Here is a 26,287-nt window from a genome sequence, read left to right as displayed (position 1 = left end):
AACAAAGCCGCCTTCATGTTATACTCCGGCAAAATTCTGTGTATGTGTCGCTGCCAGCGACCCAACGTTTCTACTCAGGCGAGAGACAATGTTTGATAATTTAACCGATCGTTTGTCGCGCACGCTGCGCAACATCAGCGGCCGCGGACGCCTTACCGAAGACAACATCAAGGAAACGCTGCGCGAAGTGCGCATGGCGCTGCTGGAAGCAGACGTCGCGTTGCCGGTTGTTCGTGATTTTATCAACCGCGTTAAAGAGAAGGCGGTTGGTCATGAAGTTAACAAGAGCCTGACCCCGGGTCAGGAGTTCGTCAAAATCGTCCGTAACGAACTGGTTTCGGCGATGGGCGAAGAGAACCAGGTGCTTAACCTGGCGGCACAGCCACCGGCCGTCGTGCTGATGGCAGGCCTGCAGGGTGCGGGTAAAACCACCAGTGTGGGTAAGCTGGGTAAATTCCTGCGTGAAAAGCACAAGAAAAAAGTGCTGGTCGTTTCTGCGGACGTCTATCGCCCGGCGGCGATTAAACAGCTGGAAACCCTGGCGCAGCAGGTCAGCGTGGATTTCTTCCCGTCTGACGTTGCCCAGAAGCCTGTCGACATCGTTAACGCGGCGCTGAAAGAGGCGAAGCTGAAATTCTACGACGTGCTGCTGGTGGATACCGCCGGTCGTCTGCACGTTGACGAAGCGATGATGGATGAGATCAAACAGGTGCATGCCGCTATCAATCCGGTAGAGACCCTGTTTGTTGTTGACGCCATGACCGGTCAGGATGCGGCGAACACCGCGAAAGCGTTTAACGAAGCGCTGCCGTTAACCGGCGTAGTGCTGACCAAAGTGGACGGTGACGCCCGCGGCGGTGCGGCGCTTTCGATTCGTCACATCACCGGCAAGCCGATTAAATTCCTCGGTGTGGGTGAGAAAACCGAAGCGCTGGAGCCGTTCCACCCGGACCGTATCGCCTCCCGTATCCTCGGCATGGGTGACGTGCTGTCGCTTATCGAAGATATCGAGAGCAAGGTTGACCGCGCCCAGGCTGAGAAGCTGGCCAGCAAGCTGAAAAAAGGCGACGGCTTTGACCTGACCGATTTCCTTGAGCAGCTGCGTCAGATGAAAAACATGGGCGGCATGGCAAGCCTGATGGGCAAACTGCCGGGCATGGGCCAGATCCCTGACAACGTAAAAGCGCAGATGGATGACAAGGTGCTGGTGCGTATGGAGGCGATCATCAACTCGATGACCCTCAAGGAACGTGCTAACCCAGACATCATCAAAGGGTCCCGCAAACGCCGTATCGCAGCCGGTTGCGGCATGCAGGTGCAGGACGTAAACCGCCTTCTGAAACAGTTCGACGACATGCAGCGCATGATGAAGAAAATGAAGAAAGGCGGCATGGCGAAGATGATGCGTGGCATGAAGGGCATGATGCCGCCAGGATTCCCTGGCCGTTAATCGCCTGGCTGTTGGCTATTTTGATGCCGGGGTGTGCCCGAAAAGCGCACCTTGGCCGTGTTTTGCAGCAGAGTTTTAACTGCTGATTGCATTTTCCCCAGAAATCAGTAAAATTTTCGGGCTTTTAATATGACACCCGGGCTCCGTTCCTCGATGGGGCCCGGTTGTTTTATTCACACAAGAGGATGTTATGGTAACTATTCGTTTAGCACGTCACGGCGCTAAAAAGCGTCCGTTCTACCAGGTTGTTGTTACTGACAGCCGTAATGCACGCAACGGTCGCTTCATTGAGCGCGTTGGTTTCTTCAACCCGATCGCTTCTGGTTCTGAAGAAGAAACCCGTCTGGATCTGGATCGTATCGCTCACTGGGTTGGCCAGGGCGCTACTGTTTCCGATCGCGTTGCTACGCTGATCAAAGCAGCAAACAAAGCAGCTTAATCTGTCACGGTGGTCATGATGAGCAATAAAGCACCTGTTGAACCGATTGTATTGGGCAAAATGGGTTCTTGCTACGGTATTCGTGGTTGGCTCAGAGTGTTTTCCTCCACTGAAGACGCTGATAGCATTTTTAATTACCAGCCCTGGTTTATCCAGAAAGCCGGTAAGTGGGAAGAGGTCGAGCTGGAAAGCTGGCGTCACCACAATCAGGACATCATCATCAAGCTGAAAGGCATTGACGATCGTGATGCCGCGAATGCACTGACTAATTGTGAAATTATCGTGGATTCGTCGCAGTTGCCGCAGCTGGAAGAGGGCGACTACTACTGGAAAGACCTTATGGGTTGCCAGGTGGTCACCACTGAAGGTTATAGCCTGGGGAAAGTCATCGACATGATGGAAACCGGGTCAAATGACGTTCTCGTCATTAGGGCAAACCTGAAAGATGCATTTGGCATCAAGGAGCGGTTGGTTCCGTTCCTCGATGGACAGGTTATCAAGAAAGTCGATCTCGCTACTCAAACGATTGAAGTAGATTGGGATCCTGGTTTTTAAATTCTCCGGATAAACGGTAAAAGACGGCGCTATGTGGATTGGCATAATTAGCCTGTTTCCTGAAATGTTCCGCGCGATTACCGATTACGGGGTAACTGGCCGGGCAGTAAAGAATGGCCTGCTGAACATCCAGAGCTGGAGTCCTCGTGACTTTACGCATGACCGGCACCGTACCGTGGACGATCGTCCTTACGGCGGCGGACCGGGGATGTTAATGATGGTGCAACCCTTACGGGACGCCATTCACACAGCAAAAGCCGCGGCAGGTGAAGGCGCGAAGGTGATTTATCTGTCACCTCAGGGACGCAAGCTTGATCAAGCGGGCGTCAGCGAACTGGCGACGAATCAAAAATTGATTCTGGTCTGTGGTCGCTACGAAGGGATAGATGAGCGCGTAATTCAAACCGAGATTGACGAAGAATGGTCTATCGGCGATTACGTACTCAGCGGTGGTGAGTTACCAGCGATGACGCTGATTGACTCCGTTGCCCGGTTCATTCCGGGTGTACTGGGCCATGAAGCTTCGGCAACGGAAGATTCCTTTGCTGATGGGTTGCTGGACTGTCCACACTATACTCGTCCTGAAGTGTTAGAAGGGATGGAAGTACCGGCGGTGTTACTGTCAGGAAACCATGCTGAGATACGTCGCTGGCGTTTGAAGCAGTCGCTGGGCCGAACCTGGCTTAGAAGACCTGAACTTCTGGAAAACCTGGCTCTGACTGAAGAGCAAGCAAAGTTGCTGGCCGAGTTCAAAAAAGAACACGCGCAACAGCAGCATGAACATGATGGGAATGCGTAATACGCTCCCGAATATCAGTTTACCCAGGATAAGAGATTAAATTATGAGCAACATTATTAAGCAACTTGAACAAGAGCAGATGAAGCAGGACGTACCTTCCTTCCGTCCAGGTGACACCGTGGAAGTGAAAGTATGGGTTGTTGAAGGTTCCAAAAAACGTCTGCAGGCATTCGAGGGCGTGGTTATCGCTATTCGTAACCGCGGTCTGCACTCTGCATTCACTGTTCGTAAAATTTCCAACGGCGAAGGCGTTGAGCGTGTCTTCCAGACTCACTCTCCGGTAGTTGACAGCATTGCTGTTAAACGTCGTGGTGCTGTACGTAAAGCTAAACTGTACTACCTGCGTGAGCGTACTGGTAAGTCTGCTCGTATTAAAGAGCGTCTGAACTAAGATTCGCTTAAGCGACATCCTGTTAAAAAGGGCTGGCCGAAAGGCTGGCCCTTTTTTATTCCATCGCACCTCTCGTATTAACCCTTTCGTCATAAATCATTTACAATGCTGGCCTCTTAACGGGAGGGAAAGTGGATAACGTACTGCATCGGCATAACTGGAAACGCGCAGCGGCTTTGACCGCGCTGTTTGCGATCCTGCTGATCGTGGTTGCGCCGCTTATCTCCATCTCGCTGCAAAAAGATCCCATGAGCGCCATGCCGGGAATGCATCATGACATGAGCATGATGTCGATGGATGAGCACCATGGCGATATGCCGCACTCGATGCCCGTCGACCATGCGGAAGCGTGTGGCTACTGTGTACTGTTAGCGCATGTGCCGGGCGTGATGCTGGCGCTGATTGTACTGCTCAGTGTCGTACTGCAAAGGAGCCGCGTTACACCGCCGCAACCGCCGGTCAGCCACTGGCACTTTTTCCCCTGGCTCTTTCCTGATACCCGCGCGCCGCCGCGGCAGTCTGCTTTTTCCCTTTAAAAAAATCGATAACTTTTTGCCTTAAAAAGGAAAAGTATGACTACCTGCACTCCGCGCGCGGCATGGGGAAACCTGCTGCGTCGACTCCATTTCTATGTCGGGCTGTTCGTTGGCCCGTTTATCTTCTTCGCCGCGCTGACCGGTACGCTGTATGTGGCGACGCCGCAGCTGGAAAACACGCTCTACCGGCACGCGTTGCACACGGATTCGGTGGGAGAGGCACGGCCTCTGGCCGAGCAGATTGCCGTGGCGGAAAAAACCGTGGGTTCAGATCTGCGCCTGCATGCCGTTCGTCCGGGGCTGGTTGACGGTGATACTACCCGCGTGATGTTCGCTGACCCGGCGCTTGGCCCGTCGGAGAACCGCGCTATCTTTGTGGATCCCGTGAGCCTTGAGGTGCGGGGCGATATGACGGTGTACGGCACGAGTGGCATTCTGCCGTTGCGCCAGACCATCGATTATCTGCACACCTCGTTGATGCTTGGCGATGTCGGGCGTCTCTATAGCGAGCTGGCCGCCTCCTGGATGTGGGTTGCCGCGCTGGGTGGAATCGCCCTGTGGTTTTACACCCGACCAAAACGTCGGATGAACAACCGTTTCCAGAACCGCCGTCGTGTGCATGTGGCACTGGGCTGGGTGTTGCTGGGGGGAATGTTATTGTTCTCAGCGACAGGCCTGACGTGGTCTCAGTGGGCGGGCGGTAACGTGGATACACTGCGTACCCGGATGAACTGGCTTACGCCGCAGGTCAATACTACGCTCTCCGGTGTGCCTGCCATCATGGACGAGCACGCTGAGCACCGGGGGCATCATAGCGGGATGATGATGCCCCCGATGGTGATGGATCCGACGCTTTTTGATGACGTCCTGCATGCCGCCCGTACGGCGGGTATAGATGCCAGCAAGCTCGAAATCCGCCCGGCGAAAACGGCTGAACAGGCCTGGACCGTGACGGAAATCGATCGCAGCTGGCCGACTCAGGTCGATGCGGTGTCGGTCGATCCGCACTCCCTGCACATTCTGGACAGAACCCGGTTTGAAGATTTCCCCTTAATGGCAAAACTGACCCGCTGGGGCGTGGATTTCCACATGGGGATCTTGTTTGGGTTGGCCAATCAGCTGTTGCTGATCGCGTTCGGTATTGCCCTGTGCGTGCTGATCGTCTGGGGATACCGGATGTGGTGGATGCGTCGTCCGGCGCAATCGGTCGTGAACCCGGTTCAGACGCTCTGTCAGAGCTGGCTGGCGCTATCGGGATGGGGAAGAGCCGTCACGGCGATAGTGAGTGTCCTGCTGGGGCTGGCGATGCCGGTGATGGGTGTGAGTCTGGCCCTGTTTGTGCTGGTCGACTGGCTGCGCTGGCGAGCGGCAACAGGCGTGTCGCTCGCAGAATCATCGGTTAAATAACCTTATGGCGTGCTGATAACCACCGCAACCCGGCGGTTTTCAGCGCGCCCTTTTGCAGTACTGTTGCTCGCAACAGGGTATTTTTTGCCTAACCCCTGCGTGGTGAGGTTGCTGCGCGGGATATTGGCTCCCTTCGCCCAGGCGTCGGCTACCGCATTTGCACGTTTCAATGACAGCGCTTCGTTGTAGCGCTCTTCGCCGTAGTTGTCCGTGTGACCGTCCATACGCGCGTGGTTCAGGCCGGTTGCCGCGAGGCGAGAGGCCATGGTCTTGATCTGCGTTTCACTTTCCGCACGCAGCCTGGCGTCATTTTTATCAAACAGGATGGTATCTGACAGGCCAAGAGACCAGTCGCCGTTCAGTTCGTTAAAACCGTAAGACTTCATCGCCGCAATCTGCTCAGGAGTGAACTTGCCTTGCGGCGGTGACTGGCAACCTGCCAGCACGACTGAGGCTAATAACAACGGCGCGAAGTATCGCTTTAACATATCGTTTCCCTTCTAATTTATCGTTTTTGTACGCTGGTTTTTAACCAGGTACATATTGCGGTCGGCTTTCTCCAGTAATGCTTCCACAGAACCATTTTCCCACGCCAGAGCAAAGCCAATACTGAGTGACATTGATGCTTTTTGCCCGTTATGCAATTCGAACGGGCGGATAAACTGCTGCGATAAGGCAGCACAAAGATATTGAACCTCCGGCTCTGAATGGACGCCGTACAGCACCATGGCAAACTCGTCGCCGCCAAGGCGGTATGACTGATGGCGCTTATCACCGAACTCGACCATTCTTCTGGCGACTTCAATCAGCACACAATCTCCTGCCGCGTGTCCCCAGGTGTCATTAATAAACTTAAAATTATCACCGTCGAGGAAGAGCAGGGCCGAGTTTGTTTTTGCTGAGGGGTCATTCATTAATGCCGCGATGCTGTTACGAAACGCCGCACGGTTGGCAAGACCCGTCAGCGGGTCGTGCATGGCGGTGCGTAATAGCTGGGCGTTTTTCGCCTGCAGTTTAAGCTGCCACTCCTCCATTTCATCCAGAAGGCTGTTGAAGTCCTCGCCAAACTGGTGAAACTCTTCAATCCGCCCGTCTTTCACCCGTCGGGAGAAGTTACGGTTAGTGCGTACGTCATGAACGACGTCAGTAATGTTTTGCAGCGCTGTAACCATGCCGTGATGCAAGGATTGCGTAATGGTCAGTGCGACCACCGTCGCAAACAAAATACAGCCGGTGAGAACGGCAAACGACATCCAGATGAAGTGGCTTATCAGGCTGTCACGCGCGGTAAGGCGTATTTCGCCAATCGTTGAGCCGTTATGGAATACAGGCTGGGAAATCGGCTCGGGGAAAAGCCAGCGGCTGACCAGTGCGCCCAGAGTGTCGTTGTTATCCGCCGGGTTCCACGACCAGTACGCAAAGCGTTTTTTGTGCACGTTGAGGACTTCAGCCACGGCGAACTGGCCCTGTTTGCCAAGGGCGGCAAGCGTTTCATTGGCTGCCACTGAATCGTTGAACACCAGGGAGGCTTCAAGGCTGTGGCTCATGGTGGCGCCGGTTAATTCGAGATTCTTTTGTGCGTATTGCTTTAATGTCACGACGGAGGCAAAACAGAGGAGCAGCCATATTAATGTCATCGTGATGATGACGCTTATCATGCTGATTCGTCTGAGTGTTCTTTTAAACGTCGGACGTGGCGCTGAAGTGAAATCTTTATCCATGCTGCTTATTCCGTGCGAGCATTAATACATCCGGATTGACTCTCACGCCACTGCGAGTCAGCGCATCCAGATTGACGGAAAACCGGACATGGTTGCGATCAATTATCAGGCAAAAGGCGCTGCCAATAATACATTCCGGATTTTGCTCTGAGATTAATAGCAATGCTCTGCCCTGATACTGACTTATTAATTCACGTTGTTTTACGGGGGATTCCGCCCCGAAATAAATAGCATCACACGTCGCGGACAGGGCTTCCTGATCGTTACGCACAATAACGGGGGTATAAGGTAATTCGCTTTGCCCGTCCTTGCTGGTGAGTGCATGCGTGTAGTGAGAAGAAGCATAAACACAGAGTTTTGGCTGGCCGGAAAGTGACGGCCATCGGGTGTAGCTCACAATACCTGAAACGATCGAACGTACCGATTTATCGGTTTCGGTGAACGTGCCTGCCGCCGCTGCGCCCACCATAAGGAACAGCATTAGCACCAGAGTGAGTCGGAAAAAAGAGATCAAGGATAAATTTCTCACCAGAATCCGCCACTTCGCTCCGGAAATAGATGTCCTTAAGAGTTGTGGGCAGAATACCATTGTTTACCAAAGCCGTCATTATGTCAGAATTTTCCCTGCCTCGACCTAAGCTAAATCCTACACTTTGTTATATTCCGGTGAATAAAAAGAGGCTTAATTAAGTCTGCTGGAGCGCATGCTTTCATCCATGCCTTTTTGCCATGACTCGTGCAGTTTTGCTGCATTTTCAGCAGTATCGCAGCTGGCAGGAAAAGATTTGCCCGCTAATCCCCAGGCGTGGAGAAAACCTTCTTCACACACTTTCTTCTGTCCGTCTGCATATCCCCGGAGATATTCACTACGATCAACATGCGGATCATTAAAATTATCGGCCAGCGTCTGGTTATCTTTAACCGGCAGACCATTCATGGCGTCTTCTTTACCTGCATCAAACCAGCTGGGGCTGGTCCAGTCCGGGTGGAAGGTATAAGGATTGATTTGGCAACCCGATAAAATGAGCGACAACAGCACCAGAGCAATTGAACGCATAGCCATTCTCCTTTTTTCTTCAGCATAGCCTGGTAACGGAAATTAGTGGTGTAATTTAAAGTTTACGATTTTGGCGGCTGATTTTTGCAATAAATTTGCGATTGTAAAGAAAAGTGTACGTATTTTGGATTGAAATCTTTACTTGTTATGGTATCGTTGTTTCACCTCTTCGAGGAAAACAACTATCGCAAACGAGCTTTACAGGATCGCAATCATGCAAAAAGACGCGCTGAACAACGTACATATCACTGACGAACAGATTTTGATTACTCCGGATCAACTGAAAGCGGAATTCCCGCTTAGCGTCGCGCAGGAGGCTCAAATTGAGCACTCGCGTCAGACCATTTCAGACATTATCGCTGGCCGCGATCCGCGCCTGCTGGTGGTATGTGGTCCTTGTTCTATTCACGATCCTGAAGCCGCCATTGAGTACGCTCGTCGATTTAAAACATTAGCGGAGGAGGTCAGCGATAGCCTCTATCTGGTAATGCGCGTCTATTTTGAGAAGCCACGTACCACCGTTGGCTGGAAAGGGTTGATTAACGATCCGCACATGGATGGCTCGTTTGATGTGGAAGCAGGGCTGAAAATTGCGCGTCGCCTGCTGGTGGAGCTGGTCAGCATGGGGCTGCCGCTGGCCACTGAAGCGCTGGATCCGAACAGCCCGCAGTACCTGGGCGACCTGTTTAGCTGGTCTGCCATTGGGGCACGCACCACAGAATCACAAACCCACCGCGAGATGGCGTCTGGTCTGTCGATGCCGGTTGGTTTTAAAAACGGTACCGATGGCAGCCTGGCCACCGCAATTAACGCCATGCGTGCCGCGGCAATGCCGCACCGTTTTGTTGGCATTAACCAGGCGGGGCAGGTTTGCCTTCTGCAAACGCAGGGTAACCCGGATGGTCACGTGATCCTGCGCGGTGGTAAAGCACCGAACTACAGCCCGGCAGATGTGGCACAGTGTGAAAAAGAGATGGAGCAGGCGGGACTGCGCCCGGCACTGATGGTAGATTGCAGTCATGGTAATTCGAATAAAGATTACCGTCGTCAGCCTGCGGTTGCGGAATCTGTGGTGGCACAGATAAAAGACGGCAACCGTTCTATTATCGGTCTGATGATTGAGAGCAATATTCATGAAGGCAATCAGTCATCTGAACAACCGCGCAGCGCAATGAAGCACGGCGTATCCGTCACGGATGCCTGCATCAGCTGGGAAACCACCGACGCGCTGCTGCGTGAGATCCATAAAGATGTAAGCGGCCAGCTGGCGACGCGTCTGGCTTAAGAGGGTAGTTATGGTTGCTGAATTGACCGCGTTACGCGATCAAATTGATGAAGTGGATAAGGCGTTGCTGGACCTGCTGGCGCGCCGTATGGCTCTGGTTGCCGAAGTGGGTGAGGTAAAAAGCAAATACGGCCTGCCGATTTACGTCCCGGAGCGTGAGGCATCCATGCTGGCCTCGCGGCGCAAAGAGGCCCAGGCGCTGGGCGTCTCGCCGGATCTGATTGAAGATGTCTTGCGTCGCGTAATGCGGGAATCCTATTCCAGCGAAAACGATAAGGGCTTCAAAACCCTCTGTCCGTCCCTGCGCCCGGTGGTTATTGTGGGTGGTGCGGGCCAGATGGGGCGTCTGTTTGAAAAAATGCTGACGCTTTCTGGTTATCAGGTTCGCATTCTGGAAAAAGAGGACTGGGAACACGCGCCAGCGCTGATGGCCGATGCGGGGATGGTTATCGTCAGCGTGCCTATCCACGTGACGGAGCAGATCATTGGCAAGCTTCCACCGTTGCCGAAAGATTGCATCCTGGTTGACCTTGCATCGGTCAAAAATGGCCCCCTGCAGGCGATGCTGGCGGCGCATACTGGCCCGGTGCTTGGCCTGCACCCGATGTTTGGTCCGGACAGTGGCAGCCTGGCGAAGCAGGTTGTGGTGTACTGCGATGGTCGTCAGCCGGAGGCCTATCAGTGGTTCCTGGAACAGATCCAGGTATGGGGTGCCAGGTTGCACCGGATCAGCGCGGTAGAGCACGATCAGAACATGGCGTTCATTCAGGCGCTGCGCCACTTTGCGACCTTTGCCTACGGTTTGCATCTGGCGGAAGAGAATGTGCAGCTTGAAAAGCTGCTGGCGCTCTCTTCGCCGATCTATCGCCTGGAGCTGGCGATGGTCGGGCGTTTGTTCGCTCAGGATCCGCAGCTTTACGCCGACATTATTATGTCCTCTGAGAACAACCTGGCGCTTATCAAACGTTATTACCAGCGGTTTGGTGAAGCGATCACCTTGCTGGAGCATGGCGATAAGCAGGCGTTTATCGACAGCTTCCGTAAAGTCGAGCACTGGTTTGGCGATTATGCGCAACGTTTTCAGAGTGAGAGCCGCACGCTTTTGCGTCAGGCAAATGACAGTCGCCAGTAATGCGATGATGTATATACTAAAAGCCAGCAATGCTGGCTTTTTTCATTTTGGGGAACTGTTATGGCCGAACCGCAGCCGCTGTTGAATTACACCGGGCATCTGCCCGAATGTCCGACGTGGAGTGCCGAAGAGCATGCGCTCTACTGGGCAGATATTCTGGAGGGGGAGATCCACCGTTATCATCTGCCCACCGCGGAACACACGGTACTCTCTTTCCATGAAGAAGTAGGCTGTTTCGCTCTGCGTGAGCGTGGCGGCTTTATCGTCGCGATGCGCAATGGCATCTGGCTTGCTGACAAGCACGGCCTGCTTCAGCGCAAGGTGTGTGACAACCCCTCTAACCCGCAACTGGCGCGTTTTAATGATGGAGGTACCGATCATCATGGACGGTTCTATGCGGGAACCTTCTGGGGGCCGGGGGATTACAACGGCGCCATGCTGATGCGTATCGATAATGACCTGACGCCGAAAGTGATCCAGTGTGATATTCACGGGCACAACGGTCTGGCATTCAGCCCGGACAAACAGTGGATGTTCACCTCTGACACGCCAAATGGCGTTATCTACCGCACGCCGCTTGATGAGCAAGGTGAGCCGGGGAAACGCGAGATATTCCGCCGCTTTAAAGAGGGGGAGGGCATACCCGACGGTGCTGCGATGGATGAAGAAGGCTGCTACTGGAGCGCAATGTTTGATGGCTGGCGTATCGCGCGCTTTTCACCGCAGGGGGAACAACTGGAAGAGCATCGCATGCCGGTTCGTTGTCCGACGATGGTCTGCTTTGGCGGCGAGGATATGAAAACCCTGTTTATCACGACCACGCGGGAAAATATGGATGCGGATGAAGTGGCGCAGTATCCGCTCTCCGGCGCCATCTTCACCCTGCCCGTTAGCGTGGCAGGGATGAAGAAAAGCCGCTTTATCGAACGTTAAGCGGGGTCAACCGGCACGACGTTTTCGCTCGGATAGCAGCCCAGCACTTTCATTGAGCGGGTGATTTCACCCAGTTCACGCAGGGCTTTCTGCATGGATGCAGATTCCAGGTTGGCCTGGATATCCAGATAAAACATCTCTTCCCACGGATTACCATGAATCGGGCGAGATTCCAGCTTCGTCATGATCAGGTTGTGGTTACGCAGTACCAGCAGGGCCTCAACCAGCGCACCCGCCTGCTGCCCGGTCGCCATCAGCAGCGTCGTTTTAGCCGGAACCTGCTCAGAGACATTGATGGCTTTACGGGCCAGTACCACGAAGCGGGTGATATTTTGCGTCTGGTTCGCCAGGTTGCGTTCCAGTACCTGCAGCCCATACAGCGCTCCGCCCGCCTCGCTGCCAAGCGCGGCCACCGTCGGGGAATTTGCCTGCATCACTTTTTCCATCGCCGCAGAAGTGCTTTCGGTGTACTCAATTTTCCAGTTCGGATAACGGTTGAGGAACTGACTGCACTGCTGGAACGGTTGTGGGTGACTGTACACCGTCTCGATTTGGCTCAGGTCGGTTGAGCCAGAGACCAGTACGCAGTGATCGATAGGAATTGTCATCTCGCCAACCAGCGACAGCGTAGTGTGCTGCAGAAGATCGTACACGTCGTTAATGGCACCAGAGCTGGTGTTTTCAATCGGTACGACGGCGTAATCCGCCTGTCCGGTTTCGACCTGATTGAAAATATCAGCAAATTTTGCGCAGCCGCTTTCAATAAACTCTTCGAAATGACGCGCTGCGTACTGGCGTGCGGCAAGGTGAGAGTAAGAGCCTTTTGGGCCGAGGAAGGCGACACGTGCAGAGTGCGGGTTCGTTTTATTCAGATGCTGCTGGAGTAGCGCTTGCTGGGTCAGAACGGAGTCTTCGATGATGAGCTGGAACAAACGGGTGATGTAATGGGCGTCGAGGTGGTGCGCTTTGCCTAGCTGAATCAGGCGTTCCAGCAGGTCGCGTTCACGGTCGATATCACGCACCGGCCGATGGGAGTCCAGCTTGGCTTTTCCCACTTCGATGGCGAGTGTGCGACGTTCTGCCAGCAGGGCCAGTAATTTTTCGTCCAGTGCGCTGATTTTCACTCGCAGGTCCAGTAACGGGTTTTCCGGTGTCATAGTGTTGCCTGTCTCGTTTATCGTTATTAATAAAAAAGGCCTCCCGGTGTGGGAGGCCTTGTTGTTCGTCTTCGCATTCTTTATCACACGACGAAACGCCTCCCAATCAGGGGAAGGTAAAAAAGAATGCGAAGAAAAACGGTGTGTGTTTCATGAAATCATCCTGTCGTTGATACCGTTAAAGTACCCGTACTGTTTTCACGCTGTCAATAAAAAACGCGCCCGAAGGCGCGTTGGCGGTAAACTCAATTTAAAGGATTACTCTTCTTCAACTTCTTCCGCGAAGCTGGCGTCTTTCACCGACGTTGCGGCGCGACGGGCTTCACCTTTGTGTTGCACTTTATTGAGCTGCCGTTCCAGCTTGTTGATCAAATCGTTAATAGCGGTGTACATATCCTCATGTTTTGCGCTGGCGACCAGATGGCCGTTTGGAGTATTGATAGTTGCGTCAGCGATGAAACCTTGCGGCTCCTTGGACAGGATGATATGTGGGTTAATCAAATGTGTTTGCCATTTATCCAGTTTGGCGAGACGGTCTGCGACGTGTTGGCGGATTGCCGGAGTAATTTCCATTTGTTTACTGGTAATGTTCATTGTCATAAATTTTACCTCTTGTCTTTCCGTCTTGGTGATTCCAGCATACCTGTCCTAATGTCAAAATGTGTGATTTAGATCACGTTATTTTGTCGGTTTTTGTCAGGGAATGTTTTTTGTGAGGCAGGGCAGGAAGAGGTGATATTTACCTTGTGGAAGGCCCAATTTGCGGTCATAGTTGATAGGATGTGTTGAGGCTAAACCGCTTCAGCTGATCTCTGAACGCATAAAAAAACGGCAGCCTTCGGGCTGCCGTTTCGCATTGAGGCAATATCAGGTGTTGCTGCTGTTCGCGGCGATGATTTTCGCCACTTTGTCAGCCTGTGCGGTCATCTGCATCTGACGGTAAGCATTTTCCATCAGCTTCAGGCCATCACGCGTTGCCTGTGTATCCGGGTAATCACGCAGCATACCTTCTACACGATTAACCACGGCAACCCATGCGCCACGGCGGGTATAGTATTCCGCAACGGAGTATTCGTATTTCGCCAGACGATCTTTCAGGAACACCAGACGTTTGGTCGCGTCAGTGACGTACTGGCTGTTCGGGTAGCCGCGCACCAGTTTGGAGAAGTCGTTGAAAGCATCACGCGCATGCTGCGGGTCACGGTCAGAACGATCCACACCGAAGAAACCTTGCAGGGCACTGTCGTCCAGCGCCATGTTGGTAAGACCGCGCATGTACATGACGTAATCGATGTTAGGATGAGTCGGGTTCAGACGCATGAAACGATCGATGGTTGCCTGAGCCAGCGGCAGATCGGCATTTTTATAGTAGGCATAGATGAGATCTAACTGTACCTGCTGCGAATACGGACCAAATGGATAGCGATTATCCAACGCTTCCAGTTGCGTTATCGCCTGTTTCCAGTTACCGTCCTGCAACTTTTGTTGTGCAGTCGCATAGATTTCATTCGGCGGATTGTCAGGGACCTGTTCATTTGAACCGGAGCAGCCCACCAAAGCCAGGCTCAACGTGGCCGCTGCCACCAGATATTTCATGCGCGTCATGACGTTTTGACTTTCCTCAAATGTTTGTCCGGGAGAAACTCTGTTCCTGCTCCCGATTAAGACCAGCTACAATAGCACACTATATTAAACGGCAAAGCCGTAAAACCCAACGTTAAACGAAGAAGCAGTTTATGGCACAACGAGTAGAACTCACCGCAACAGTCTCCGAAAATCAGCTCGGTCAACGCTTAGATCAGGCTTTGGCCGAATTGTTCCCTGATTATTCGCGTTCACGCATAAAAGAATGGATCCTTGACCAGCGCGTGCTGGTAAACGGCAAGATCTGGGACAAACCAAAAGAGAAAGTGTTAGGTGGGGAAGCCGTCGCCATCAATGCTGAAATCGAAGAGGATATCCGCTTCGAGCCGCAGGATATCCCGCTGAACATCGTCTATGAAGATGATGACATCCTGGTGATCAACAAGCCACGTGACCTGGTTGTTCATCCGGGCGCGGGGAATCCTGATGGCACGGTCCTTAACGCACTTCTCCATTATTACCCGCCTATCGTGGATGTTCCGCGCGCCGGCATCGTTCACCGTCTGGATAAAGACACCACGGGTCTGATGGTGGTGGCAAAGACCGTTCCAGCTCAGACACGTCTGGTGGAATCTCTGCAGCTGCGTGAAATCACCCGCGAATATGAAGCGGTGGCCATTGGTCATATGACCGCTGGCGGTACGGTGGAAGAACCTATCAGCCGTCACCCAACCAAACGTACCCATATGTCGGTGCATCCGATGGGTAAGCCAGCGGTGACGCACTACCGCATTATGGAACACTTCCGCATTCATACGCGTCTGCGTCTGCGTCTGGAAACCGGTCGTACTCACCAGATCCGTGTTCATATGGCGCACATTACCCATCCGCTGGTGGGCGATCAGGTCTACGGTGGTCGTCCGCGTCCGCCAAAAGGTGCATCGGATGAGTTCATTAGCGTACTGCGTAAGTTTGATCGCCAGGCGCTGCACGCAACGATGTTGCGTCTTTACCATCCTATCACCGGTATTCAGATGGAATGGCACGCGCCGATCCCACAGGATATGGTCGACCTTATTGACGCCATGCGCGTTGATTTTGAAGAACATAAAGATCAAGTGGACTGGTTATGACCAAACTGATTGTCCCGGAGTGGCCACTGCCTGAGGGCGTGGCTGCCTGCAGTTCAACCCGTATCGGCGGTGTGAGCCAGGGCGCGTGGGAATCTTTGAATCTCGGCGCACACTGTGGTGACAACCTGGACCACGTTGAAGAAAACCGCAAACGCCTGTTTGCTGCCGGGAATTTACCGTCGAAACCGGTCTGGCTGGAACAGGTTCACGGTAAAACGGTACTGACGTTAACGGGCGAACCCTATGCGTCTAAACGGGCCGATGCGTCTTACAGTGATACCCCGGGAACGGTATGTGCGGTAATGACTGCCGATTGCCTGCCGGTTCTGTTCTGTAACCGTGCCGGTACCGAGGTGGCAGCAGCGCATGCGGGCTGGCGTGGTCTGTGTGAAGGTGTGCTCGAAGAGACCGTCGCCTGCTTCAAAGATGACCCTGCGAATATCATGGCCTGGCTCGGCCCGGCCATTGGTCCTCATGCGTTTGAAGTGGGACCCGAGGTTCGCGAAGCCTTTATGGAGAAAGATCTGCAAGCCGCGGATGCTTTCCTTCCTGCCGGTGAAAAATATCTGGCCGATATTTACCTGTTGGCCCGCCAGCGCCTGAATAATGTCGGCGTGACGCAGATCTTCGGCGGCGATCGCTGTACCTTCACCGAAAAGGGTGATTTTTTCTCTTATCGCCGCGACAAGACGACAGGTCGTATGGCAAGTTTTATTTGGCTGATATAACCTAAAGAATCAAGACGATCCGGAACGTGCCGTTTTCTTTTCACATAATTCAGGTCATTAACCTTGAATAATTGAGGGATGACCTCATTTAATCTCCAGTAGCAAATTTGACCTGTTATGGGAGGAGTTATGCGTCTGGATCGTCTTACTAATAAATTCCAGCTTGCTCTCGCCGATGCCCAGTCCCTTGCACTGGGGCACGACAACCAATTCATCGAACCTCTTCATTTAATGAGCGCCTTGCTGAATCAGGAAGGGGGATCGGTACGTCCGTTATTAACGTCTGCCGGCATTAATGCTGGCCAGTTACGCACCGCCATCGATCAGGCTCTGAGCCGTTTACCCCAGGTAGAAGGTACCGGTGGCGACGTTCAGCCGTCTCAGGATCTGGTGCGTGTGCTGAATCTTTGCGACAAGCTGGCGCAAAAACGTGGGGACAACTTTATTTCGTCAGAACTTTTCGTTCTGGCGGCGCTTGAATCACGCGGTACCTTGACCGACCTGCTGAAATCTGCCGGCGCAACCACCGCCAATGTGACTCAGGCGATTGAGAAAATGCGCGGAGGTGAAAGCGTGAACGATCAGGGAGCCGAAGACCAACGTCAGGCTTTGAAAAAATTTACGGTCGACCTGACCGAGCGTGCCGAGCAGGGCAAGCTTGACCCGGTGATCGGCCGTGATGAAGAGATTCGCCGTACTATCCAGGTACTGCAGCGTCGTACCAAAAACAACCCGGTGCTGATTGGTGAGCCGGGGGTCGGTAAAACGGCCATCGTCGAAGGTCTGGCGCAGCGCATTGTGAACGGTGAAGTGCCGGAAGGGCTGAAAGGTCGTCGTGTACTGGCGCTCGACATGGGTGCGCTGGTGGCCGGGGCGAAATACCGCGGTGAGTTCGAAGAACGTCTGAAAGGCGTGCTTAACGACCTGGCGAAACAGGAAGGCAACGTCATTCTGTTTATTGACGAACTGCACACCATGGTCGGCGCAGGTAAAGCGGACGGCGCGATGGATGCCGGTAATATGCTGAAACCAGCCCTGGCACGTGGGGAACTTCACTGCGTAGGGGCTACCACGCTGGATGAGTACCGTCAGTACATCGAAAAAGATGCTGCGCTGGAGCGTCGTTTCCAGAAAGTGTTTGTTGCTGAGCCAAGCGTTGAAGATACCATCGCGATTTTGCGTGGGCTGAAAGAACGTTATGAACTGCACCACCATGTGCAGATTACTGACCCGGCGATTGTTGCAGCGGCCACGCTTTCGCATCGTTATATCGCTGACCGTCAGTTGCCCGATAAAGCAATCGACCTTATTGATGAAGCGGCCTCGAGCATTCGTATGCAGATTGACTCGAAACCGGAAGAGCTGGACAGGCTCGACCGTCGCATCATCCAGCTCAAACTGGAACAGCAGGCACTGAAGAAAGAGTCTGATGAAGCCAGTAAGAAACGGCTGGATATGCTCAACGAAGAACTGGACGATAAAGAGCGTCAGTACTCTGAGCTGGAAGAAGAGTGGAAAGCGGAGAAAGCTTCACTCTCGGGTACTCAGACAATTAAAGCTGAACTGGAACAGGCGAAAATTGCCATTGAGCAAGCGCGTCGTGTGGGTGACCTGGCGCGAATGTCTGAACTGCAGTACGGCAAAATTCCTGAGCTTGAGAAACAGCTTGAGATCGCTACACAGTCAGAAGGCAAAACGATGCGTCTGTTACGAAACAAAGTAACGGATGAGGAGATCGCTGAAGTGCTGGCTCGCTGGACCGGTATTCCGGTTGCGCGCATGATGGAAAGCGAACGCGACAAACTGCTGCGCATGGAGCAGGATCTGCATCAGCGCGTGATTGGTCAGAACGAGGCGGTTGAAGCGGTCTCTAATGCGATTCGCCGTAGCCGTGCAGGGTTGTCTGACCCTAATCGTCCGATCGGTTCGTTCCTGTTCCTGGGTCCTACGGGTGTCGGTAAAACCGAACTGTGTAAGGCACTGGCTAACTTCATGTTTGACAGCGATGACGCGATGGTCCGTATCGATATGTCCGAGTTTATGGAGAAACACTCCGTTTCGCGACTGGTTGGTGCGCCTCCAGGATATGTGGGTTATGAAGAAGGTGGCTACCTGACAGAAGCGGTGCGCCGTCGTCCTTATTCCGTCATCCTGCTGGATGAAGTGGAAAAAGCGCATCCGGATGTGTTCAACATTTTGCTGCAGGTTCTTGACGATGGACGACTGACTGACGGACAGGGGAGAACGGTCGACTTCCGTAACACGGTAGTGATCATGACCTCGAACCTGGGTTCCGATTTGATTCAGGAACGTTTCGGTGAACTGGACTACGGCCATATGAAGGATCTGGTGATGGGCGTGGTAAGCCATAGCTTCCGTCCAGAGTTCATTAACCGTATTGATGAAGTGGTAGTGTTCCATCCTCTGGGTGAGAAACATATTGCGTCGATTGCGCAGATTCAGCTGCAGCGTCTGTATAAACGTCTGGAAGAGCGTGGATATGAAATTCACATCTCCGATGATGCGCTGAAGCTCTTGAGCGCAAATGGGTACGATCCGGTTTATGGGGCGCGTCCGCTGAAACGCGCAATCCAGCAACAGATCGAAAACCCACTGGCGCAGCAGATACTCTCCGGGGAGCTGATTCCGGGCAAAGTTATCCGTCTGGAAGCCAACGACGACAAAATTGTGGCAGTGCAGTAAGTCACAAAACGCAAAAACGGGCCGCTTGCGGCTCGTTTTTGTTTAAAAACCAGGCCAGAATTGAGGTCTGGGATGCAAATCGCCTGGAAAGTGAGCAGTCAGTAAATAATTTTCACTTTATCCTTGCAGCTTCAGAATTACCCCCTATAATGCGCCTCCACTGACACGGAACAACGGCACACACGCCGCCGGGTCAGCAGAGATAAGCGAAAATAAATGCTTGACTCTGAAGCGGGAAAGCGTAATATGCACACCCCGCGCCGCAGCGAAAACGAAGCGGCACTGCTCTTTAACAATTTATCAGACAATCTGTGTGGGCACTCAAAGTGACATGGATTCTTAATGTCTTCGGACACTAAATGAATACCAAAGTCTCTGAGTGAACATACGTAATTCATTACGAAGTTTAATTCACGAGCATCAAACTTAAATTGAAGAGTTTGATCATGGCTCAGATTGAACGCTGGCGGCAGGCCTAACACATGCAAGTCGAACGGTAGCACAGAGAGCTTGCTCTCGGGTGACGAGTGGCGGACGGGTGAGTAATGTCTGGGAAACTGCCTGATGGAGGGGGATAACTACTGGAAACGGTAGCTAATACCGCATAACGTCGCAAGACCAAAGAGGGGGACCTTCGGGCCTCTTGCCATCAGATGTGCCCAGATGGGATTAGCTAGTAGGTGGGGTAATGGCTCACCTAGGCGACGATCCCTAGCTGGTCTGAGAGGATGACCAGCCACACTGGAACTGAGACACGGTCCAGACTCCTACGGGAGGCAGCAGTGGGGAATATTGCACAATGGGCGCAAGCCTGATGCAGCCATGCCGCGTGTATGAAGAAGGCCTTCGGGTTGTAAAGTACTTTCAGCGGGGAGGAAGGTGTTGTGGTTAATAACCACAGCAATTGACGTTACCCGCAGAAGAAGCACCGGCTAACTCCGTGCCAGCAGCCGCGGTAATACGGAGGGTGCAAGCGTTAATCGGAATTACTGGGCGTAAAGCGCACGCAGGCGGTCTGTCAAGTCGGATGTGAAATCCCCGGGCTCAACCTGGGAACTGCATTCGAAACTGGCAGGCTAGAGTCTTGTAGAGGGGGGTAGAATTCCAGGTGTAGCGGTGAAATGCGTAGAGATCTGGAGGAATACCGGTGGCGAAGGCGGCCCCCTGGACAAAGACTGACGCTCAGGTGCGAAAGCGTGGGGAGCAAACAGGATTAGATACCCTGGTAGTCCACGCCGTAAACGATGTCGACTTGGAGGTTGTGCCCTTGAGGCGTGGCTTCCGGAGCTAACGCGTTAAGTCGACCGCCTGGGGAGTACGGCCGCAAGGTTAAAACTCAAATGAATTGACGGGGGCCCGCACAAGCGGTGGAGCATGTGGTTTAATTCGATGCAACGCGAAGAACCTTACCTACTCTTGACATCCAGAGAACTTTCCAGAGATGGATTGGTGCCTTCGGGAACTCTGAGACAGGTGCTGCATGGCTGTCGTCAGCTCGTGTTGTGAAATGTTGGGTTAAGTCCCGCAACGAGCGCAACCCTTATCCTTTGTTGCCAGCGGTCCGGCCGGGAACTCAAAGGAGACTGCCAGTGATAAACTGGAGGAAGGTGGGGATGACGTCAAGTCATCATGGCCCTTACGAGTAGGGCTACACACGTGCTACAATGGCGCATACAAAGAGAAGCGAACTCGCGAGAGCAAGCGGACCTCATAAAGTGCGTCGTAGTCCGGATTGGAGTCTGCAACTCGACTCCATGAAGTCGGAATCGCTAGTAATCGTAGATCAGAATGCTACGGTGAATACGTTCCCGGGCCTTGTACACACCGCCCGTCACACCATGGGAGTGGGTTGCAAAAGAAGTAGGTAGCTTAACCTTCGGGAGGGCGCTTACCACTTTGTGATTCATGACTGGGGTGAAGTCGTAACAAGGTAACCGTAGGGGAACCTGCGGTTGGATCACCTCCTTACCTTAAAGAACCTGCCTTTGTAGTGTCCACACAGATTGTCTGATGAAAAGTAAATAGCAAGGCGTCTTGCGATTGAGACTTCAGTGTCCCCTTCGTCTAGAGGCCCAGGACACCGCCCTTTCACGGCGGTAACAGGGGTTCGAATCCCCTAGGGGACGCCACTTGCTGGTTCGTGAGTGAAAGTCACCTGCCGACATATCTCAAAACTCATCTTCGGGTGACGTTTGAGATATTTGCTCTTTAAAAATCTGGATCAAGCTGAAAATTGAAACGACACACAGTTAATGTGTGTTCGAGTCTCTCAAATTTTCGCAAGTCGATGATGAATCGAAAGAAACATCTTCGGGTTGTGAGGTTAAGCGACTAAGCGTACACGGTGGATGCCCTGGCAGTCAGAGGCGATGAAGGACGTGCTAATCTGCGAAAAGCGCCGGCGAGGTGATATGAACCTTTGACCCGGCGATGTCCGAATGGGGAAACCCAGTGTGTTCCGACACACTATCGTTAACTGAATACATAGGTTAACGAGGCGAACCGGGGGAACTGAAACATCTAAGTACCCCGAGGAAAAGAAATCAACCGAGATTCCCCCAGTAGCGGCGAGCGAACGGGGAGCAGCCCAGAGTCTGAATCAGCTTGTGTGTTAGTGGAAGCGTCTGGAAAGTCGCACGGTACAGGGTGAAAGTCCCGTACACGAAAGCACACAGGCTGTGAACTCGAAGAGTAGGGCGGGACACGTGGTATCCTGTCTGAATATGGGGGGACCATCCTCCAAGGCTAAATACTCCTGACTGACCGATAGTGAACCAGTACCGTGAGGGAAAGGCGAAAAGAACCCCGGCGAGGGGAGTGAAAAAGAACCTGAAACCGTGTACGTACAAGCAGTGGGAGCCTCTTTTATGGGGTGACTGCGTACCTTTTGTATAATGGGTCAGCGACTTATATTCTGTAGCAAGGTTAACCGTATAGGGGAGCCGAAGGGAAACCGAGTCTTAACTGGGCGTTAAGTTGCAGGGTATAGACCCGAAACCCGGTGATCTAGCCATGGGCAGGTTGAAGGTTGGGTAACACTAACTGGAGGACCGAACCGACTAATGTTGAAAAATTAGCGGATGACTTGTGGCTGGGGGTGAAAGGCCAATCAAACCGGGAGATAGCTGGTTCTCCCCGAAAGCTATTTAGGTAGCGCCTCGTGAACTCATCTTCGGGGGTAGAGCACTGTTTCGGCTAGGGGGCCATCCCGGCTTACCAACCCGATGCAAACTACGAATACCGAAGAATGTTATCACGGGAGACACACGGCGGGTGCTAACGTCCGTCGTGAAGAGGGAAACAACCCAGACCGCCAGCTAAGGTCCCAAAGTCATGGTTAAGTGGGAAACGATGTGGGAAGGCACAGACAGCCAGGATGTTGGCTTAGAAGCAGCCATCATTTAAAGAAAGCGTAATAGCTCACTGGTCGAGTCGGCCTGCGCGGAAGATGTAACGGGGCTAAACCATGCACCGAAGCTGCGGCAGCGACGCTTATGCGTTGTTGGGTAGGGGAGCGTTCTGTAAGCCGTTGAAGGTGTCCTGTGAGGGGTGCTGGAGGTATCAGAAGTGCGAATGCTGACATAAGTAACGATAAAGCGGGTGAAAAGCCCGCTCGCCGGAAGACCAAGGGTTCCTGTCCAACGTTAATCGGGGCAGGGTGAGTCGACCCCTAAGGCGAGGCCGAAAGGCGTAGTCGATGGGAAACAGGTTAATATTCCTGTACTTGGTGTTACTGCGAAGGGGGGACGGAGAAGGCTATGTTAGCCGGGCGACGGTTGTCCCGGTTTAAGCATGTAGGCGGAGGTTCCAGGTAAATCCGGTTCCTTATTAACGCTGAGGTGTGATGACGAGGCACTACGGTGCTGAAGTAACAAATGCCCTGCTTCCAGGAAAAGCCTCTAAGCATCAGGTAACATCAAATCGTACCCCAAACCGACACAGGTGGTCAGGTAGAGAATACCAAGGCGCTTGAGAGAACTCGGGTGAAGGAACTAGGCAAAATGGTGCCGTAACTTCGGGAGAAGGCACGCTGATATGTAGGTGAAGCCCCTGCGGGTGGAGCTGAAATCAGTCGAAGATACCAGCTGGCTGCAACTGTTTATTAAAAACACAGCACTGTGCAAACACGAAAGTGGACGTATACGGTGTGACGCCTGCCCGGTGCCGGAAGGTTAATTGATGGGGTTAGCGGTAACGCGAAGCTCTTGATCGAAGCCCCGGTAAACGGCGGCCGTAACTATAACGGTCCTAAGGTAGCGAAATTCCTTGTCGGGTAAGTTCCGACCTGCACGAATGGCGTAATGATGGCCAGGCTGTCTCCACCCGAGACTCAGTGAAATTGAACTCGCTGTGAAGATGCAGTGTACCCGCGGCAAGACGGAAAGACCCCGTGAACCTTTACTATAGCTTGACACTGAACACTGGTCCTTGATGTGTAGGATAGGTGGGAGGCTTTGAAGCGTGGACGCCAGTCTGCGTGGAGCCAACCTTGAAATACCACCCTTTAATGGCTGGTGTTCTAACGTAGACCCGTAATCCGGGTTGCGGACAGTGTCTGGTGGGTAGTTTGACTGGGGCGGTCTCCTCCCAAAGAGTAACGGAGGAGCACGAAGGTTAGCTAATCCTGGTCGGACATCAGGAGGTTAGTGCAATGGCATAAGCTAGCTTGACTGCGAGAGTGACGGCTCGAGCAGGTGCGAAAGCAGGTCATAGTGATCCGGTGGTTCTGAATGGAAGGGCCATCGCTCAACGGATAAAAGGTACTCCGGGGATAACAGGCTGATACCGCCCAAGAGTTCATATCGACGGCGGTGTTTGGCACCTCGATGTCGGCTCATCACATCCTGGGGCTGAAGTAGGTCCCAAGGGTATGGCTGTTCGCCATTTAAAGTGGTACGCGAGCTGGGTTTAGAACGTCGTGAGACAGTTCGGTCCCTATCTGCCGTGGGCGCTGGAGAATTGAGGGGGGCTGCTCCTAGTACGAGAGGACCGGAGTGGACGCATCACTGGTGTTCGGGTTGTCATGCCAATGGCACTGCCCGGTAGCTAAATGCGGAAGAGATAAGTGCTGAAAGCATCTAAGCACGAAACTTGCCCCGAGATGAGTTCTCCCTGAGACTTTAAGTCTCCTGAAGGAACGTTGAAGACTACGACGTTGATAGGTCGGGTGTGTAAGCGCAGCGATGCGTTGAGCTAACCGATACTAATGAACCGTGAGGCTTAACCTTACAACGCCGAAGATGTTTTGGCGTGAGAGAGACGATTTTCAGCTGATACAGATTAACAGAATTTGCCTGGCGGCTTTAGCGCGGTGGTCCCACCTGACCCCATGCCGAACTCAGAAGTGAAACGCCGTAGCGCCGATGGTAGTGTGGGGTCTCCCCATGTGAGAGTAGGGAACTGCCAGGCATCAATTAAAAGAACCCCGTACCGTATGGTGCGGGGTTTTTTGCTTTGAATTTTTCCCGCCGCCGGAGACGCCATCAGACTGTACACCAGCCAACGACCCTTGGTCTTTATCCTATAACTTACCTTGCTAACAGAAAATGTGATCTTACTCTCAATGTTATTTATAACAAAATAATAACATTTGTTTTACAAGATCGTGAGTTCGCAGGACTCAGCATGCCGTTTTTATGGCAGGAGCATAATCACAATGACAGAAAGCATAACATCGAACGGGACGCTGGCTGCCAGTGATTCCCGTAGAAGGGTATGGGCAATCGTCAGTGCCTCTTCAGGGAACCTGGTGGAATGGTTCGACTTTTACGTCTACTCATTCTGTTCACTTTACTTCGCACATATCTTCTTCCCGTCCGGCAACACCACCACACAGCTTCTGCAAACGGCTGGCGTATTTGCTGCGGGCTTCTTAATGCGCCCCATTGGTGGATGGTTGTTTGGACGGATCGCAGACCGTCGAGGACGTAAGGCATCCATGCTGATTTCGGTCTGCATGATGTGTTTTGGCTCGCTGGTGATCGCCTGTCTTCCAGGTTATGACGCTATCGGGACATGGGCGCCGGCTCTTTTGCTACTGGCTCGTCTGTTCCAGGGGCTTTCTGTTGGAGGAGAATACGGTACCAGCGCCACTTACATGAGTGAAATTGCCCTTGAGGGCCGGAAAGGGTTTTACGCCTCTTTCCAGTACGTCACGCTTATTGGTGGCCAGCTTCTGGCCATTCTGGTGGTGGTTATTCTGCAGCAGGTCCTTACCGACAGCCAGCTTCATGAGTGGGGATGGCGAATTCCTTTCGCGATGGGCGCTGTACTGGCGGTCGTCGCACTCTGGTTGCGTCGTCAGTTGGATGAAACCTCGCAAAAAGAGGTCCGGGCGCTGAAGGAGGCGGGGTCGTTTAAAGGGCTGTGGCGTAACCGCAAAGCTTTCCTGATGGTTCTCGGGTTCACCGCGGGCGGTTCTCTCAGCTTTTACACCTTCACCACCTACATGCAAAAATATCTGGTGAACACCACGGGCATGCACGCCAACGTCGCCAGCGCTATCATGACCGTCGCGTTGTTCGTCTTTATGCTGATTCAGCCACTTATTGGCGCGCTCTCCGATAAAATAGGGCGTCGCACGTCAATGCTGATTTTTGGCGGCATGTCCGCGTTATGTACTGTTCCCATTTTAACTGCGCTTCAGCACATTTCCTCACCGTATGCCGCTTTTGGTCTGGTCATGCTGGCGATGGTCATTGTCAGTTTTTACACATCGATCAGTGGGATCCTGAAGGCTGAGATGTTCCCGGCACAGGTACGCGCTTTGGGGGTAGGGCTTTCTTATGCGGTCGCCAATGCGCTGTTCGGTGGCTCTGCGGAGTACGTCGCGCTGTCGCTTAAATCATGGGGAACGGAAACAACCTTCTTCTGGTACGTGACGGTGATGGGGGCACTGGCCTTTATTGTCTCCCTGATGCTGCATCGAAAGGGTAAAGGTATTCGTCTCTAATAGCGAGCCATCTGCCACACGGCATAGCCGGTCGTGGCACCGGCCACGTCCCAGGCAAAGTCTTTCCAGCTCCAGCCGCTCCCCGCGGGGCGGCTATCCCACAGTTCTTTTGAAGCCCCGAGGCTTACAGAGAACATCAGGCCGATTGCCGCACTACGATCCCGACTGTACCCCTGATGTTGTGCATACTCATTACCGGCAGCGGACAACATCGCGGAGGCGAGAAAGTGTTGCGCTTTATCCTGCCCGGACCAGCTATCATTAGCCATGTGGCTACAGCCACTGAGAAAGAGAGCACTCAGCAAGAGAAGAATACGCATTAGCG

23 protein-coding genes, 1 tRNA gene, 3 rRNA genes and 1 other annotated feature are annotated in these 26,287 nt (G+C 53.1%); of the genes, 18 read left to right on the top strand and 9 right to left on the bottom strand.

From position 1 onward, the window contains the following. Positions 1-88: 88 nt before the first annotated feature. The 7 genes from ffh (at position 89) to ACMGG3_RS12895 (ending at position 5,577) form a co-directional block, all read left to right on the top strand. Positions 89-1,450 carry a signal recognition particle protein gene (gene ffh / locus ACMGG3_RS12925; protein WP_014171250.1) on the top strand — a complete coding sequence of 454 codons (1,362 nt, stop codon included), beginning with the start codon at positions 89-91 and terminating at the stop codon, positions 1,448-1,450. Between the two features lie 190 nt (positions 1,451-1,640). Next, on the top strand, positions 1,641-1,889 hold the full coding sequence (rpsP, locus tag ACMGG3_RS12920) for a 30S ribosomal protein S16 (RefSeq protein ID WP_014171249.1): 249 nt from the start codon (positions 1,641-1,643) through the stop codon (positions 1,887-1,889). Positions 1,890-1,904: 15 nt separating this feature from the next. Further along, positions 1,905-2,444, top strand: a complete 540-nt coding sequence (gene rimM, locus ACMGG3_RS12915) for a ribosome maturation factor RimM (RefSeq protein ID WP_032670210.1) — start codon at positions 1,905-1,907, stop codon at positions 2,442-2,444. A 31-nt stretch (positions 2,445-2,475) separates the two neighbouring features. Continuing rightward, positions 2,476-3,243, top strand: a complete 768-nt coding sequence (gene trmD / locus ACMGG3_RS12910) for a tRNA (guanosine(37)-N1)-methyltransferase TrmD (RefSeq protein WP_014171247.1) — start codon at positions 2,476-2,478, stop codon at positions 3,241-3,243. A gap of 43 nt (positions 3,244-3,286) precedes the next feature. After that, on the top strand, positions 3,287-3,634 hold the full coding sequence (rplS, locus tag ACMGG3_RS12905; protein ID WP_002914145.1) for a 50S ribosomal protein L19: 348 nt from the start codon (positions 3,287-3,289) through the stop codon (positions 3,632-3,634). A gap of 131 nt (positions 3,635-3,765) precedes the next feature. After that, positions 3,766-4,170: a DUF2946 domain-containing protein gene (locus ACMGG3_RS12900; protein WP_025203431.1), complete on the top strand. Its 405-nt coding sequence runs from the start codon at positions 3,766-3,768 to the stop codon at positions 4,168-4,170. A 36-nt stretch (positions 4,171-4,206) separates the two neighbouring features. Continuing rightward, positions 4,207-5,577, top strand: a complete 1,371-nt coding sequence (locus ACMGG3_RS12895; RefSeq protein ID WP_414149221.1) for a PepSY-associated TM helix domain-containing protein — start codon at positions 4,207-4,209, stop codon at positions 5,575-5,577. 2 nt (positions 5,578-5,579) lie between these two features. On the opposite strand, the gene ACMGG3_RS12890 is transcribed toward ACMGG3_RS12895, so the two are convergent. From ACMGG3_RS12890 to ACMGG3_RS12875, 4 genes are all read right to left on the bottom strand, one after another. Continuing rightward, positions 5,580-6,065 (bottom strand): OmpA family protein, encoded by a 486-nt coding sequence (locus ACMGG3_RS12890; RefSeq protein WP_014171244.1) that lies wholly within the window; start codon positions 6,063-6,065, stop codon positions 5,580-5,582. Between the two features lie 12 nt (positions 6,066-6,077). Further along, positions 6,078-7,298 (bottom strand): diguanylate cyclase DgcN, encoded by a 1,221-nt coding sequence (gene dgcN / locus ACMGG3_RS12885; protein ID WP_014171243.1) that lies wholly within the window; start codon positions 7,296-7,298, stop codon positions 6,078-6,080. Then, on the bottom strand, positions 7,291-7,779 hold the full coding sequence (locus ACMGG3_RS12880; RefSeq protein ID WP_020883918.1) for a YfiR family protein: 489 nt from the start codon (positions 7,777-7,779) through the stop codon (positions 7,291-7,293). Before ACMGG3_RS12880 ends, dgcN begins: the two co-directional genes overlap by 8 nt. A gap of 201 nt (positions 7,780-7,980) precedes the next feature. Further along, on the bottom strand, positions 7,981-8,355 hold the full coding sequence (locus ACMGG3_RS12875) for a DUF2799 domain-containing protein (protein WP_020883919.1): 375 nt from the start codon (positions 8,353-8,355) through the stop codon (positions 7,981-7,983). Positions 8,356-8,569: 214 nt separating this feature from the next. On the opposite strand from ACMGG3_RS12875, the gene aroF reads away from it, so the two are divergent. The 3 genes from aroF to ACMGG3_RS12860 are packed head-to-tail and all read left to right on the top strand — an operon-like array spanning position 8,570 to position 11,705. Further along, complete coding sequence (aroF, locus tag ACMGG3_RS12870; protein WP_032680469.1) at positions 8,570-9,640, top strand: 3-deoxy-7-phosphoheptulonate synthase AroF; 1,071 nt, start codon at positions 8,570-8,572, stop codon at positions 9,638-9,640. Positions 9,641-9,650: 10 nt separating this feature from the next. Next, positions 9,651-10,772 carry a bifunctional chorismate mutase/prephenate dehydrogenase gene (gene tyrA, locus ACMGG3_RS12865; protein WP_414149220.1) on the top strand — a complete coding sequence of 374 codons (1,122 nt, stop codon included), beginning with the start codon at positions 9,651-9,653 and terminating at the stop codon, positions 10,770-10,772. Positions 10,773-10,832: 60 nt separating this feature from the next. Further along, positions 10,833-11,705 carry an SMP-30/gluconolactonase/LRE family protein gene (locus tag ACMGG3_RS12860; protein WP_014171237.1) on the top strand — a complete coding sequence of 291 codons (873 nt, stop codon included), beginning with the start codon at positions 10,833-10,835 and terminating at the stop codon, positions 11,703-11,705. On the opposite strand, the gene pheA is transcribed toward ACMGG3_RS12860, so the two are convergent. The 4 genes from pheA to bamD form a co-directional block, all read right to left on the bottom strand. After that, complete coding sequence (gene pheA / locus ACMGG3_RS12855; protein ID WP_020883922.1) at positions 11,702-12,862, bottom strand: bifunctional chorismate mutase/prephenate dehydratase; 1,161 nt, start codon at positions 12,860-12,862, stop codon at positions 11,702-11,704. The genes ACMGG3_RS12860 and pheA overlap by 4 nt on opposite strands. A 29-nt stretch (positions 12,863-12,891) precedes the next feature. After that, positions 12,892-13,017, bottom strand: a sequence feature (Phe leader region). Next, the gene (gene pheL / locus ACMGG3_RS12850) at positions 12,969-13,016 is read right to left on the bottom strand and encodes a pheA operon leader peptide PheL (RefSeq protein ID WP_001386991.1); all 48 of its coding nucleotides are present in this window, start codon (positions 13,014-13,016) and stop codon (positions 12,969-12,971) included. Its footprint overlaps the feature before it by 48 nt. 103 nt (positions 13,018-13,120) lie before the next feature. Next, complete coding sequence (gene raiA / locus ACMGG3_RS12845; protein ID WP_003863162.1) at positions 13,121-13,462, bottom strand: ribosome-associated translation inhibitor RaiA; 342 nt, start codon at positions 13,460-13,462, stop codon at positions 13,121-13,123. 267 nt (positions 13,463-13,729) lie between these two features. Beyond that, on the bottom strand, positions 13,730-14,467 hold the full coding sequence (gene bamD / locus ACMGG3_RS12840) for an outer membrane protein assembly factor BamD (RefSeq protein WP_013098339.1): 738 nt from the start codon (positions 14,465-14,467) through the stop codon (positions 13,730-13,732). Positions 14,468-14,598: 131 nt separating this feature from the next. On the opposite strand from bamD, the gene rluD reads away from it, so the two are divergent. The 8 genes from rluD to ACMGG3_RS12800 all read left to right on the top strand — a co-directional run bounded on the left by rluD (position 14,599) and on the right by ACMGG3_RS12800 (position 25,962). Next, positions 14,599-15,579, top strand: coding sequence for a 23S rRNA pseudouridine(1911/1915/1917) synthase RluD (gene rluD / locus ACMGG3_RS12835; RefSeq protein ID WP_014171235.1), 981 nt, complete (start codon positions 14,599-14,601; stop codon positions 15,577-15,579). Continuing rightward, the gene (gene yfiH, locus ACMGG3_RS12830) at positions 15,576-16,307 is read left to right on the top strand and encodes a purine nucleoside phosphorylase YfiH (RefSeq protein WP_063156741.1); all 732 of its coding nucleotides are present in this window, start codon (positions 15,576-15,578) and stop codon (positions 16,305-16,307) included. Before rluD ends, yfiH begins: the two co-directional genes overlap by 4 nt. Positions 16,308-16,436: 129 nt before the next feature. Next, entirely contained in the window at positions 16,437-19,010 is a 2,574-nt protein-coding gene (gene clpB / locus ACMGG3_RS12825) for an ATP-dependent chaperone ClpB (protein ID WP_032680474.1), read from the top strand. A 428-nt stretch (positions 19,011-19,438) separates the two neighbouring features. Then, a 16S ribosomal RNA gene (locus ACMGG3_RS12820) occupies positions 19,439-20,978 on the top strand. A gap of 85 nt (positions 20,979-21,063) precedes the next feature. Continuing rightward, a tRNA-Glu gene (locus ACMGG3_RS12815) sits at positions 21,064-21,139 on the top strand. Between the two features lie 192 nt (positions 21,140-21,331). Continuing rightward, positions 21,332-24,238, top strand: a 23S ribosomal RNA gene (locus ACMGG3_RS12810). A gap of 65 nt (positions 24,239-24,303) precedes the next feature. Next, positions 24,304-24,419: ribosomal RNA gene (rrf, locus tag ACMGG3_RS12805) — 5S ribosomal RNA — on the top strand. Together the 16S, 23S and 5S rRNA genes with 1 tRNA gene alongside form the textbook arrangement of a ribosomal RNA operon. Before the next feature lie 247 nt (positions 24,420-24,666). Next, on the top strand, positions 24,667-25,962 hold the full coding sequence (locus ACMGG3_RS12800) for an MFS transporter (RefSeq protein ID WP_068794878.1): 1,296 nt from the start codon (positions 24,667-24,669) through the stop codon (positions 25,960-25,962). Here ACMGG3_RS12800 and ACMGG3_RS12795 read toward each other — a convergent pair. After that, positions 25,959-26,282, bottom strand: coding sequence for a YfiM family lipoprotein (locus tag ACMGG3_RS12795; protein ID WP_014171230.1), 324 nt, complete (start codon positions 26,280-26,282; stop codon positions 25,959-25,961). The two genes, ACMGG3_RS12800 and ACMGG3_RS12795, sit on opposite strands and share 4 nt — an antisense overlap. Positions 26,283-26,287 lie beyond the last annotated feature (5 nt).

The sequence above is a fragment of the Enterobacter sp. BNK-18 genome (assembly GCF_047456135.1).
Taxonomy (GTDB): domain Bacteria; phylum Pseudomonadota; class Gammaproteobacteria; order Enterobacterales; family Enterobacteriaceae; genus Enterobacter; species Enterobacter ludwigii.
Note: the sequence above shows the minus strand (reverse complement) of the source record. Positions and strands in the feature narration are given on the sequence as shown.